This window comes from Pseudomonadota bacterium (assembly GCA_018823135.1).
In the GTDB taxonomy this organism is placed as follows: Bacteria; Desulfobacterota; Desulfobulbia; order Desulfobulbales; family CALZHT01; genus JAHJJF01.
In genome coordinates this window covers 1-12,512 of the sequence record JAHJJF010000083.1, presented here as the reverse complement: position 1 = coordinate 12,512, position 12,512 = coordinate 1, and the positions used below count along the sequence as shown (strand labels likewise).

The window sequence follows — 12,512 nt, the reverse complement described above, 5'->3', positions numbered from 1 at the left end:
GCGGGAAAAGTGCTATTTTGGGGTGCATTCCCCGTAGCGATTCTGCCGCGGCGAGCTTAAATCATGCCCCGGAAAAGGTGAGCGACGCTCTAATGAATTCCCTGAAGAGCGGATGGGGTTTCATTGGGCCTGATTTGAATTCAGGATGAAACTGGCAGCCCAGAAACCATGGGTGGTCGGCCAACTCGACAATTTCGACAAGATTGTTGTCAGGGGACGCACCACTGATAATCAGCCCTTTTTCGGTCAATTCATCACGAAACTGGGGATTGAACTCAAAACGATGGCGATGGCGTTCTTCGATACTTTCTACCTGATAAGCCTTTCGTGCAAAAGTAGATTCAAACAGATTACAGGGGTAGCTTCCCAGGCGAAGGGTGCCGCCCATATTCGAGGTCTCATCCCTGATTTGAACCTTTCCGGTCCGGTAATCATACCATTCCTTCATAAGGTAGATGACCGGAGTTTTGGTGTCAGGGGTGAATTCCATGCTGTCGGCGTCTTTCATGCCGGCGATGTTTCGGGCAAATTCAATAACCGCAAGCTGCATGCCCAGGCAAATCCCGAAAAATGGAATTTTATTTTCCCGGGCATAGGTGATAGCATTGATTTTTCCCTGTACGCCGCGTTTACCAAACCCGCCCGGAACAAGTATTCCGTGACAGCCTTCCAGAAGCTCCGCTGGTTGTTTTTCTTCCAGGTCTTCGGCGCTCACGTATCGGAGCTCGACTTTTGCATCATTGGCAACGCCACCGTGAACCAGGGCCTCATGGAGGCTTTTGTAGGATTCGGTCAGATCGACGTATTTGCCGATGATTGCAATCAAAACTTTTTTGGACGGATGCCGTATTTTTTCAACCAGGTTCTCCCAGGGTTCAATGCGGGGGGCGCCGGTCCAGATGTTAAGATGCTCAAGTATTTTCCGGTCAAGGCCTTCTTTGTGAAAGCAGAGGGGGACTTCGTAGATATTGTCTACATCCTGGGCGGTAATGACTTCATCAATGGCAACATTACAGAAAAGAGAGATTTTTGCCTTCAGTTCTTTGCTGAGCGGCGCTTGCGTTCGGCAGAGCAGAATGTCGGGCTGGATGCCGATGGCCCGGAGTTCCTTGACGCTGTGCTGGGTGGGTTTGGTTTTGAACTCCCCGGCGGTCTTGATATAGGGCACCCAGGTCACATGAATGAACAGGGAATCCTGTTTGCCGACATCCAGGCGGAATTGCCGGATGGCCTCAAGAAAAGGCAACCCTTCGATATCACCGATGGTGCCGCCGATCTCGATGATCGCGACATCCACATCACCGTTTAATTGCAGGATGGCGCTTTTAATCTCATCGGTAATATGGGGGATTACCTGGACCGTGCCGCCAAGATATTCGCCGCGTCGTTCCTTGGAAATAACCGAGTGATAGATCCGGCCGGAGGTGTAATTGTTGCGCTGGCCAAGAACGGCGGAAGTATACCGTTCGTAATGGCCGAGATCCAGATCGGTTTCAGCGCCGTCGTCGGTTACGTACACCTCGCCGTGCTGGAATGGGTTCATCGTGCCGGGGTCAACGTTGATGTAAGGATCAAGTTTCTGGAAAGTGATGGAAAGACCACGACTTTCGAGAAGGGCGCCGATGGCCGCCGCCGCGAGTCCTTTGCCAAGAGAGGAAAGGACGCCGCCGGTGATAAATATAAATTTTGTTTTGTGTTTGGATGTTTGAGTTTTCATGGCAACTACTATAAAGCAAGAGAGGAGGATTTGTCAAAGCAATGGAGGGTGATTTATCTAAAATAAATGAACAGGATCTGCAATGGATATTTGTTGTATCCTTCAACAACTTACCAGGGGTTGGCGAGGTCCCGAAAAGGATGGCTTTTGCGGGTTGAGATTCCATTGCCGGTTCGGTCTCATTATGTTAAACAATTCTGATAAAAAGTTTGAGAAAAGGTCGATTTCTTCCAAATAAATTTATTCTTATTGTTCTATTTTCCATAATCCAAAAATTATGCGTCTTGCATATATTGTCATATTAATCAACGCTGTATTTCTCCTTTCTTCGTGCATCGGTTCAAAACCTTTGACTCAAAGAGCGCCGGAGGAGCCTGCCACGTCTTTCCCTGCCAAGCAGGTGCCGCCTTCCGGAAAAATTCCGCCCACCCAGCGACCCTACAAAATCGATGGCAAAAAATATTATCCCTTGCCGTCATCCCAGGGGTATGCGGAAACCGGCATCGCCTCCTGGTATGGCAAGCAGTTTCACGGCAGGTTGACTTCAAACGGCGAGCGCTATGACATGCACGGCATGACTGCTGCCCACAAGACCCTGCCGATGCATACCTGGCTTGTTGTAAAGAATCTGGAAAACGATAAGGAAATAGTCGTGCGGATCAATGATCGCGGTCCTTTTGTCAAGGGGCGCATAGTTGATTTGACCCTTACCGGCGCTAAAAAACTGGAAATGGACCAGCAGGGAACGGCCCGGGTGGAGATACTTGCCCTTGGAGAAACCGGGGAGTTTCAGCAGGGAAACCGTAAGGTTGAGCGGTTCCTGCCGCATCAGGATTTTGCAAAAGGTGAATTTTACGTACAGATCGGTTCCTTTGAGAGTCTTGATAATGCCGAGCGTCAGAAGGAGCAGTTGCTTTCATGGGGCAGAAAAACAGTGATCCAGGTCTTTGATAACGGCGAAAAAACCTTCTATCGGGTGCAGGTCCGGGCCGGGACAAATCTTTCCGAAGCCAGAAGGGCCGAGAGGGTGCTTGAAAGATCAGGATTTAGCGGCGCTTTTGTCGTGGCGCGGTGAGATCTTGATATTCAGTAAAAAAGTTTCCTGGTCAGGGTGGTAGCCGCAGCCAGGATGAATTGTCCATTCCTTGCGTATCCTTTGTTTTTTCTTTTGACTTGTTATGCGGTTATTTTATTCATGTTACATTCAGCTGATTTGTTCTATTGTTTATTATAGATATTCCGTCTTTTATGCTGGAGCATTATGAAAGCTAAGTATTTGTCGATCATTATTAGCCTCGCCTTCCTCCTGGTGGTTTTTCTGCCGGTTTACACCATTTTTTATATTGCCCCGTCCTTCAGCGACCTTCTGGCCCAGCAGACCGAGGATGAAGCTGTCCGGGTCGCGGATCATATGGCTGAATCGACATTCAAGGGGGATCATGCTCTCAAGGATATGCTTGAAGACGATGACCGCCTCGCTGATCTGAAGAACCTGATAGTTGAATTTAAATTAATGAAACTGAAAGTTTTTGCGCCAAACGGTGAAATTGTTTTTTCAACGGATGATAAGGATATCGGAACGATAAACACCCATGACTATTTCCATGAAATTGTCGCCAAAGGCGGGGCGTATACAAAGATTGTACAAAAGGATGAAATTTCACTTGAGGGCCAGAAGGTTTCAATGGATGTGGTGGAAACTTATGTGCCGATTATGCGTAATGGCCGATTTTACGGGGCCTTTGAAATCTACTACGATATAACTGCACGCAAGAAACAACAGGGAAAGCTTGTTCGGCAGTTGACGATTATTTCTTCGGCTCTTGCTTTTTGTCTTCTGCTTGCGGTTGTTTTCAGTTCAATGAAGGCGATTTCATCTTTTCAGCAATTGATTAAAACCCAGAAGGATCTCAAAATAGAAAGGGACAGGGCGGAAGAGGCCAGCCGGGTTAAAAGCAGCTTTCTGGCCAGCATGAGCCATGAAATCAGGACGCCGATGAACGGCATACTCGGCATGGTTGAGTTGACCCTTGGCACCGAGCTTTCACACGAACAGCGGGATTTTCTCGAGGCGGCATACGGGTCCGGAGAAGCGTTGCTTACGATAATAAATGATATCCTTGATTTTTCCAAGATTGAAGCCGGTAAAATGGAGCTTGAAACAGTTTGTTTTGATCTTGATGAGCTGCTTAAAAATATTGTCAAGCCCATGGGCCTTTTGGCGGAAGCAAAGAATCTTTCCCTGAGCTTTAGCAGGGATCAAAGGGTTTCGAGATACCTCAAGGGTGATCCCGGAAGGCTTCGTCAGGTGCTGGTCAATCTCACCGGCAATGCAATCAAATTTACCGAACAGGGCAGGATTGTCATATCGGTGAGTCCGGTGACTGGTGGCAGTGCGGATCTGGGAAACGGCATTGAGAAGATATTGTTTTCCGTGATCGACACCGGGATAGGCATTCCCAGAGAAAAGCTTGAATCGATTTTTGAAAGCTTCACCCAGGCTGACGGTTCAACAACCAGAAAATACGGCGGTACCGGTCTGGGACTGACTATTTCAAAACGAATAACCGAGATCATGGGCGGTGATATCGGCGTGAAAAGTGAGCCGGGAAAGGGCAGCACGTTTTATTTTACAGCCTGCCTTGAGACGGGAGAGCCCATAGTTGTGGATACAAAGCCAGTGGATGCGAAGATACTTGTCGGCAGGTTGGTATTGATTGTCGATGATAACGTTGACCACCGGACGATATTGAAGGGTATACTTCAGCGGAACAAGATGATTATTGTCGAGGCCTCAAGTGCAGATGAGGCATTGGACGTTTTGACCGGGCAGAAAAATTTTGATTTGATGCTCGTTGATATCGACATGCCTGAAAAAGACGGTTTTGAACTGGTGCGGCAGATTCGTGAGGAGCGTCGACTGAATCAGATCCATATTGTAATGGTGACCGGCATCGGCTTCCGCGGCGATGTGGCACATGCCTCAAAATTAGGTATTGAGGGATATTTGACCAAGCCCGTCAAGGGTGATGAATTGCTCAAAGTGTTGACCATGTTGCTTGCTCTGGAGCACCCCAAAGATGGCCGGGTTCTCACAAAACATAGCGAACATCCCCTTGATGCCAAGAAATTCAAGATATTGCTTGCCGAAGATAATGCGGTAAACAGTAAGCTTGCCTGCCATCTGTTAAAAAGGCAGGGGTATGATTATGTTGCGGTTGAAAACGGTATTGAGGCCCTTGAGGCGCTTAAGAAAGATTCATTTGACTTGATCCTCATGGACGTGCAGATGCCCGAGATGGACGGCCTGCAAGCTACCCGCAGAATCAGAGAGGCGGGGGAGACGGCAGGGTTTAATCCGAAGATTCCGATTATCGCGCTTACCGCCCATGCAATGCAGGGCGACAAGGAGCGTTTCATCGAAGCCGGTATGGATGATTATCTGGCTAAGCCCATGAAGGTGGAAGGTCTGGTTGATATTATCGAGAAATATCGGCGATAAAAAAGCCCTGCACAGGGATACGATGATCACCAGGCAGGGCTTAAGTTATTCAGCAATTTTAAGGATTTCTTTTAGGCTCGAATGCTTTGGCTTTTCCGAACTTCTTCGCCGGACGATGAAATTCCGCTTGCTCCTGGCCGGATCGCTTCGCAGTTCGGGCCAGGCGCAAGCCGCCATCAGGAAATCCTGAAATTGAAAATTGTTAAGATGCTCGTTAATGCTTAAAAGAGCGTTGTCCGGTGTACTTCATTGCCACCTGCGGATCAGCTTCGTTGCACGCCAGAATCGTCTCAAAGTCTCTTGCTGAACCGCCTGCCTGCAGAACGGCTGTTACACCTTGGCGGATCCCGACATCAGCACCATCCCTGAACGGAAAGAAAGCATCGGAAATCATCACCGAACCCGGTAATCCAGCCTTGTCTGCTTTGGTCCTTGCATCGATGGCTTCCTTGTCAGCGATATCCCGCTCACCTTTTTCGATTTCAAGCGCCATGTCTGAGTATGGAATTCCGTAGGTGTCAAAGCACAGGATGTCCGCATACTTGATGTAGGCCTTATGGACGGCGATTTCAGCAACGCCGACCCGGTCCTGTTCGCCGGTGCCGATGCCCACGGTGCAGCCGTCTTTTACATAGATCACCGAGTTTGAAGTTACCCCGTGTTCAACTGCCCAGCCGAAGAGCATGTCGTCGATTTCTCTCTGGGTCGGCTCGCGATCCACTTTATAGGTTTCGCCTTTGTATTCAGTGATTGCCGGCTTGAGATTTTTAACGCTGCGGATGGAATTCACCGCTGACTGTTGAATAATAATGCCGCCGTCGATCAAGCTTTTAAAGTCGACATAGCGGAATTTTTCAAAGTCGGCCAGACGGTCGATTCGTGCAATCTTTATTACCCGGAGATTTTTTCTGGCTTTGAGAATATCCAGGGTTCCGGCGTCAAAGTCCGGAGCGCAGACAACTTCAAGATAATTCCGGCTCAATGCCTCGGCGGTTGCCTTGTCAACGGACCTGCTCATGATCACTGCGCCGCCGAAGGCGGCAATTCTGTCGGATCTGTTCGCCTTGTCATAGGCTTCGGCAAGGGATGCGCCGTATGCGGCGCCACAGGGGTTATTGTGTTTAAGAATGACTGCCGCCGGTCGGTCCACCAGATATTTGAGGATATTGAGTCCGTTGTCGATATCAGTAAGATTGATCTTGCCGGGATGTTTGCCAACCTGCAGCATGTCCTCGACATTGATGCCGCTCACCAGGGCATTTCCCGGTTCGATGAATTTGCAGTCTCCCAGCATCAGGTTGCCGTTGGTTAATTCATACAGCGCTGCCTCCTGGTCCGGATTTTCTCCATATCTAACGCCCCGTTCGTCAAAAGTCCCGTCCTCCTGGGGTATCTTCCAGGTTTTTTTCCGGTAAACCAGGGTCTGGTCGCCGAATGAGATTTTCATTTCCAGGGGGAAATGGTCGCCAAGTATGGTTGTGTACATTTTTTTAAGATTCTGCATGGTTCAGCTTCTCCTTTACTCAAGTATTATCATTTACTTAATATTCATAATCAGGAGACCAATCCTGATTCTACATTCTCAAGGCTCAATGGCTCATGCCGCCTGCTGTTTTGTTCCAGTTTCTGTCTTCTGGTTTCTGGCTCCTGATTTCTGAAACACCGCGTCCCAATCTTTCAGCACTGGATCGTGTCCCTTATTTCTGATTGCCTGGCTTACCTCATCAAGGGATCGCTGATCGCCGATGGCGAACTGTTCCCCGGTATTTTCCTGAGGATTTCCATAGCCTCCCGGCGCGGTGCAGGAACCGGCTGAATAACGGGTCGGTCCCAGGCCGATCATGCCATCGCGGAAACGGGCATGTTCCCTGGTGGAGACCACAAGGCCGACGTCGTGATCAAATATCCGCAGGGCAAAGATCATTTGTGTGAGTTCTTTTTCAGAAACCGGGGCCGGGGCGATGAAATTACCTTCCGCCGGTCGCAGCCTGGGAAATGAAACGGTCAACGCCGTGCGCCAGAATTTTTTCCGGAGGAATTGTAGGTGCAATCCCATGGCAAGACTTTCGGCCCGCCAGTCTGAAAGACCGAGAAGGAATCCGATTCCCAGTTCGCGCATGCCGGCCTGTGCGACCCGGGCAGGAGTTTCCAGCCGAAAATCGTAATCCTTTTTGGGGCCTGACAGGTGGACCTGATCATAGGTTTTGCGGTCATAGGTTTCCTGATAGATCGCCACAGCGGTGATGCCTGCAGCAAAAAGTCCGGCATATTCTTCCGTTGTAAGCGGCTGCACTTCAATGGAAATGGCGGCGAATCTGTTTTTTAATCGCAGGGTCAGTGCTTTAAGATACTCAAATCCGAGCACTCCGGGCGCTTCGCCTGAAACCAGCAGGATGTGATTGAAGCCGCGCCCATGGAGGATCATTGCCTCCTCTTCGGCTTCATCAAGGGTCAGTGTCCGGCGGGGGATACTGTTGTCTGCGGAAAAACCGCAATAGGCGCAACGGTTGCTGCAGAGATTCGAGAGATAGACCGGCGCGTAAAGCTGGATGGTTCTGCCGAAACGCCTGGCGGTTATTTCGGCTGATTTTTCAGCCATCTGTTCAATATATTCTTCGGCCGCCGGGGAAAGCAGCGCCGCCAGATCCTCAATGGAAGGACGGACTGAGGCAAGTGCATTCTCAACCTGCTGTGCGGTTTTCGAGGCGATGCGTTTCGCCAGGGTTTGTGTTGAAGGTAATTCAATCATTAATCAGTTGCCTGTGGATATTATGACATCACTTAAAGTGAGGAGTGAGGGGTGAGGGGTAAGAACAAACATGGTGATATTCAACATATACACCTCACTCTTCACACCTCACTCCTCACGTAATTAGTTTACCGTAAAAAATCCAGCCCTGTTTCCGGGGAGGAGGCTGAGGCTTTTCTGTCCGAAACTCCGAGCCCTGCCTCAAAGGCCTCTCTGCCTGCATGAACAGCATCGGCAAAGGCCCTGGCCATTCTGACAGGATCTGCAGCAACCGCGATGGCCGTGTTGACAAGAACTGCGTCAGCGCCCATTTCCATAGCTTCGGCAGCATGGGAAGGGGCCCCGAGGCCTGCATCCACCACAACCGGCACCCGCGCCTGCTCAATGATAATTTCAATCTGAAATCTGGTCAGAATACCTTGATTGGTGCCGATGGGAGATCCCAGGGGCATGACCGCGGCAGCACCGACATCCTGAAGGCGAAGCGCCAGGATGGGGTCGGCGTTCATATAGGGAAGAACGATGAACCCCTCTTTGACAAGGATTTCGGTTGCTTTCAACGTCTCAATAGGATCAGGAAGCAGGGTTCTTGGGTCAGGGGTTACTTCAAGCTTCAGCCATTCTCCACCCCCTGAAGCCCTGGCAAGCATGGCAAGACGGATTGCCTCTGCCGCGTCCCGTGCTCCTGATGTGTTGGGCAGAAAGAGATATTTTTTTCTGTCCAGCACCGCCATGATGTCATCTCCTGGGTCATTGAGGTCTACACGGCGCAGGGCAACGGTGACCACTTCTGATCCGGAAGCCTCGATGGCCTGGTTCATTACGGCCGCTGAAGCGAATTTGCCGGTTCCGGTGAAAAGACGGGACTGAAAAGTTCTGCCGGCGATAGTCAGCATTATCATCCTCCCCCGACAAAGCGGATCAACTCAAGAACCGCTCCGGTGTTGAGTGTAATTGCATCATAGTCGTTTCTTTTGAGGATTTTGCCGTCAAGTTCGGCAACAACTGTGTCAGGGTCGAGTTCCAGTTGGATGATGAGATCTATAAGTTTTGTTTCGGGCGGTATTACTTTTCTTTCGCCGTTTACAGTAATTGCATTCATGGTCAAGCTCGTCCTTTTTTCAGAAGTATCTGAAGAATTTTATTGGCCTGGTGGTGGGCGGCGATGCCAACGCGTGGTGCCATGAGGCCTTGTCCTTCGCAGGCGGCAGAAGTTCCGTCGCCGACAATGTATACATTAGGATACAGTTTCCTCGTGGTAATAGTGTTATTCGCCCCGTGCCCGGCCAGACCCGATGATCCCACATAGCCAACCCCGTTAAGACCGGTAAGCGCCGCCCGAAAAGCAGCGGCCTTCATGTCGGGCACATCAAAACATTCCGCCAGGGCATCAACGGATTTGAATAGTTCCGGGATCGAATCCTCGGTAAGTTTCTGGTCAATCGTCTCAATTACTACATACGGATTGATTCGTGCAAGGTTGGCCTTGAGCGCCACGGTTTTTTTCTGGCCGATCTGGTCCATGAAGTACTGTTGGCGGTTCAGATTGGTCGGTTCGACAACATCATAATCAGCAAGAAGCAGCCTGCCTACACCGATTCTTGCCAAAGCGATGGCAACAACCGAGCCGAGTCCCCCAAGACCCATAATGCCGACCACGGCATTTTTTACTTTATCCTGGACCCCCGGGGTGTGCCGCGCATAGAGCAGATGATTAATCTCGTCTTTTCCGGGGATCTCGCCTTTTTTGATGATCCAGCACTTGTCGCCGTCTTTCAGCACTGTGTTGGCTGAGGCCGGAAACCCGTTGATAATAAAGAGATCAGCACCGGGCTTGATGTCGTCGGCCAGGTCTGCCAAACGCATTCCCTTTTTATAATTAAACTTGCGTTCATTAATAAAAAGCATTTATGGATTCCCGGAAAGGCGTATTGCAAAAGAGTAGGACAAAACACTCTCTATACTCATCATAAATTTGTAAAAAATAAAAAAGTAAACATACCTTACCTTCAACCACGATGGTATATCTTTTTGAGGAGGCAGGGCCTTTCTTCCAATAAAAAGCAAGGGCAGGAAACAAGGCAATTCATGCCGGATGCCGGCATATCCGGGATAAGCGGATGACGAGGCGTTCATCCATGAATTACTGCAACTTGAAGATTATTGCAATTCATGGTAAAAACGCCGCCTATGATTGGAGTTGTGTTTTTCAGCAGTGGATGTTGCATCTCTGAACCAACTGCTGCATGTTGAAAATATGGCCGGTATTTGCCAGATAAACAGAAGAGGAACACATGAAGGTTGAACAACTTTCCATAGCCCTTGATAGTGCATCAGGATGCCTGGTTGATATTACCAATCTTCTTGCCGGGAACGGCATCAATATCCGCACGCTCTCTCTGGCTGATTCAGGTCCTTACGGCATACTGCGGTTGATTGTCAACGATACTGAAAAAGCCAGGCAGCTCTTTTTGGAAAACGGCTTTAAGGTTCATTCCGATGTGGTGCTGGTCCTTGAGGTTCCGGACAAGCCGGGCGGTCTGGCAAGTGTGCTGAAAACCATTACCGATGTTGGTCTCAGTGTTGAATATCTTTACGCTTTTACGCAGAAAAGCGGTGAAAGCGGTTTGATTATTTTCCGGATCAATGCCGATGAAAAAGCCGCAAAAGCTCTTGCAAAAGCAGGGATAAGGGTATTAAGCGACGAAGAAGTAAGCACTATTTGATGGGGTTGTAGATAAGCGTAAGTAGCGAGACTTCGAAAAGTCGCTGCAGCAAAAGGTTCAACACTCAACATCAACAGGTTACAATGCAAGTCGATGAAATCGGTCTTCTTACGATTTCATCACCATTTGACTTCCTTTATATAAGGTTGGCACGATTCCATGCATCCCCTTCTGAAAGAGACGCGGCTCTTTATCAAGAACCATGGGCTTGTAACTCCCGGAGATCGTGTTGTTATCGGCGTCTCTGGAGGTCCGGATTCCCTTGCGCTCCTGCATGTGCTTGCGGCCCTCGCCCCTGAATTGTCCTTTTTTGTTGTAGCTGCCTACGCAAACCACGGTTTGCGGCCCCAGGAAGCGACAGATGAACAAGAAGCGGTTTCAGCGGCCGCAGCCCGTCTCAATATTCCCTTTGTATCAAAACAAATTAATGTACAGGCTTACTCAAAGGAACACGGTCTCTCCATTGAGCATGCGGCACGTATTCTGCGATACAGCTTCTTTAATGATGTGTTGAGTGAGTATGCTGCGCACAAAATTGCTGTTGCGCATACTGCCGACGATCAGGCCGAAGAGCTGTTGCTCCGCCTGATCAGGGGAACCGGCAGAAAGGGTTTGTCCGGCATGGATTATCTGCGCGATGGTTTGGTTATCCGCCCTTTCTTAAGGATTACCAAGGATCGGCTTATCGCCTATCTGGATGAGATGGATATTGGTTATTCTGTGGATTCTTCTAATTTTGATCGTAACTATTTACGAAACAGGGTTCGCCATGAACTCCTGCCTTTTCTGGAAAATGAATTTAATCCGGGCATCAGGGAAACCCTGGTTCGCACTGCGGAAATTTTACGCTCCGAGGAAGAGTTTTTAGATGACCTGGCGATAAAGGCTTTTAATACTGTTGTCACAGTAAATGAAGAGTCGAACCAATTGCCACGTGCTGAAATTGATGGAGTTGGTCTTTCTGGTCTGCATCCAGCGCTTCAGCGAAGAGTGCTGGAATTGTTGTTGTGGAAGATGGACAACAGGCCGGGAAGCAGGCAGATTAAGCAGATCTTGAATCTTTCCAAAACACCAGGCTTTGGAGAAGTGCATCTGGCGCAGGGCCTGCGTGTTCAGAAAAACGGCGATAAAATTATTTTCACCTATCCTCATGGACGTCTTGCGGTTCGCGGCAGTTTGAGGGGTGAGAAGCAGGATTATCAAGTGGAGATCAACAGTGCAGGGATTTATGCGGTTTCTGAGATCGGCATCGAGATCACCTGCGAATTGATCGATGCTCTGCCCTCGGAAGAGGAGATGGCTGCGGCCGGGATTGATTATTTCGATGCCGGAGACATCTCTTTTCCGCTGCAATTGCGCGCTGTAAAGTCTGGTGACCGGTTTCGTCCTCTGGGTGCTCCGGGGACGAAGAAGATAAATGATTTCTTTATTGATCAAAAGGTGCCGAAACAAGACAGGCATCTGTATCCTCTGCTCGTGGCCGAAGACCGAATAATGGGTATTCTCGGGTTGCGGGCTTCGCATGCTTTTCGGGTAAACACCAAGACCCAAAAGGTTTTGCGGGTGTCCCGCATTTGCACTGAGGTGAAATAGCTTTACGAAAAATCGTTAAAATGGTATTTACGGTTCTCCATTACGCATTTTCATGGGCTGGTAGCTCAGATGGATAGAGCGTTAGCCTCCGGAGCTAAAGGTCGTGGGTTCGAATCCCGCTCAGCTCACCATGAAAGATAAAAAGGAAATCAGGCGAATCTGCCCGGTTTCCTTTTTTTTTACCCTGTTTTAACGGAATAAAGATTGAACTCCGGTGTCATGCCG

11 protein-coding genes and 1 tRNA gene are annotated in these 12,512 nt (G+C 49.3%); 6 read left to right on the top strand and 6 right to left on the bottom strand.

All coding sequences use genetic code 11. From position 1 onward, the window contains the following. Positions 1–61 precede the first annotated feature (61 nt). Complete coding sequence (locus KKE17_08470; protein ID MBU1710021.1) at positions 62–1,717, bottom strand: CTP synthase; 1,656 nt, start codon at positions 1,715–1,717, stop codon at positions 62–64. Between the two features lie 277 nt (positions 1,718–1,994). On the opposite strand from KKE17_08470, the gene KKE17_08465 reads away from it, so the two are divergent. The 3 genes from KKE17_08465 (at position 1,995) to KKE17_08455 (ending at position 5,409) form a co-directional block, all read left to right on the top strand. Further along, positions 1,995–2,792, top strand: a complete 798-nt coding sequence (locus tag KKE17_08465; GenBank protein ID MBU1710020.1) for a septal ring lytic transglycosylase RlpA family protein — start codon at positions 1,995–1,997, stop codon at positions 2,790–2,792. A gap of 186 nt (positions 2,793–2,978) precedes the next feature. Further along, complete coding sequence (locus tag KKE17_08460) at positions 2,979–5,219, top strand: response regulator (protein ID MBU1710019.1); 2,241 nt, start codon at positions 2,979–2,981, stop codon at positions 5,217–5,219. After that, complete coding sequence (locus KKE17_08455; protein ID MBU1710018.1) at positions 5,191–5,409, top strand: hypothetical protein; 219 nt, start codon at positions 5,191–5,193, stop codon at positions 5,407–5,409. The genes KKE17_08460 and KKE17_08455 overlap by 29 nt, the downstream gene beginning before the upstream one ends. A 24-nt stretch (positions 5,410–5,433) precedes the next feature. Here the strand turns inward: KKE17_08455 and KKE17_08450 are convergent, their stop codons facing one another. The 5 genes from KKE17_08450 to thiF form a co-directional block, all read right to left on the bottom strand. Further along, complete coding sequence (locus tag KKE17_08450; protein MBU1710017.1) at positions 5,434–6,723, bottom strand: IMP cyclohydrolase; 1,290 nt, start codon at positions 6,721–6,723, stop codon at positions 5,434–5,436. A gap of 93 nt (positions 6,724–6,816) precedes the next feature. After that, on the bottom strand, positions 6,817–7,968 hold the full coding sequence (gene thiH / locus KKE17_08445) for a 2-iminoacetate synthase ThiH (protein ID MBU1710016.1): 1,152 nt from the start codon (positions 7,966–7,968) through the stop codon (positions 6,817–6,819). A 128-nt stretch (positions 7,969–8,096) separates the two neighbouring features. Beyond that, on the bottom strand, positions 8,097–8,864 hold the full coding sequence (locus KKE17_08440) for a thiazole synthase (GenBank protein ID MBU1710015.1): 768 nt from the start codon (positions 8,862–8,864) through the stop codon (positions 8,097–8,099). A 2-nt stretch (positions 8,865–8,866) separates the two neighbouring features. Beyond that, the gene (thiS, locus tag KKE17_08435) at positions 8,867–9,070 is read right to left on the bottom strand and encodes a sulfur carrier protein ThiS (protein MBU1710014.1); all 204 of its coding nucleotides are present in this window, start codon (positions 9,068–9,070) and stop codon (positions 8,867–8,869) included. Between the two features lie 2 nt (positions 9,071–9,072). Further along, entirely contained in the window at positions 9,073–9,876 is an 804-nt protein-coding gene (thiF, locus tag KKE17_08430) for a sulfur carrier protein ThiS adenylyltransferase ThiF (protein ID MBU1710013.1), read from the bottom strand. Between the two features lie 386 nt (positions 9,877–10,262). Between thiF and KKE17_08425 the strand changes: the two genes are divergently transcribed. From KKE17_08425 to KKE17_08415, 3 genes are all read left to right on the top strand, one after another. Next, positions 10,263–10,694: an ACT domain-containing protein gene (locus tag KKE17_08425; protein ID MBU1710012.1), complete on the top strand. Its 432-nt coding sequence runs from the start codon at positions 10,263–10,265 to the stop codon at positions 10,692–10,694. Positions 10,695–10,853: 159 nt separating this feature from the next. Further along, a complete protein-coding gene (gene tilS, locus KKE17_08420) occupies positions 10,854–12,287 on the top strand; it encodes a tRNA lysidine(34) synthetase TilS (GenBank protein MBU1710011.1) in 1,434 nt (477 codons plus the stop codon). Positions 12,288–12,341: 54 nt separating this feature from the next. Then, a tRNA-Arg gene (locus KKE17_08415) sits at positions 12,342–12,418 on the top strand. Positions 12,419–12,512: the final 94 nt, after the last annotated feature.

Bases quoted from the DNA above. Each gene is read 5' to 3' on its own strand.
- KKE17_08470 (MBU1710021.1), bottom strand. From the start codon at position 1,717: ATGAAAACTCAAACATCCAAACACAAAACAAAATTTATATTTATCACC.
- KKE17_08465 (MBU1710020.1), top strand. From the start codon at position 1,995: ATGCGTCTTGCATATATTGTCATATTAATCAACGCTGTATTTCTCCTT.
- KKE17_08460 (MBU1710019.1), top strand. From the start codon at position 2,979: ATGAAAGCTAAGTATTTGTCGATCATTATTAGCCTCGCCTTCCTCCTG.
- KKE17_08450 (MBU1710017.1), bottom strand. From the start codon at position 6,723: ATGCAGAATCTTAAAAAAATGTACACAACCATACTTGGCGACCATTTC.
- thiH (MBU1710016.1), bottom strand. From the start codon at position 7,968: ATGATTGAATTACCTTCAACACAAACCCTGGCGAAACGCATCGCCTCG.
- KKE17_08440 (MBU1710015.1), bottom strand. From the start codon at position 8,864: ATGCTGACTATCGCCGGCAGAACTTTTCAGTCCCGTCTTTTCACCGGA.
- thiS (MBU1710014.1), bottom strand. From the start codon at position 9,070: ATGAATGCAATTACTGTAAACGGCGAAAGAAAAGTAATACCGCCCGAA.
- thiF (MBU1710013.1), bottom strand. From the start codon at position 9,876: ATGCTTTTTATTAATGAACGCAAGTTTAATTATAAAAAGGGAATGCGT.
- KKE17_08425 (MBU1710012.1), top strand. From the start codon at position 10,263: ATGAAGGTTGAACAACTTTCCATAGCCCTTGATAGTGCATCAGGATGC.
- tilS (MBU1710011.1), top strand. From the start codon at position 10,854: ATGCATCCCCTTCTGAAAGAGACGCGGCTCTTTATCAAGAACCATGGG.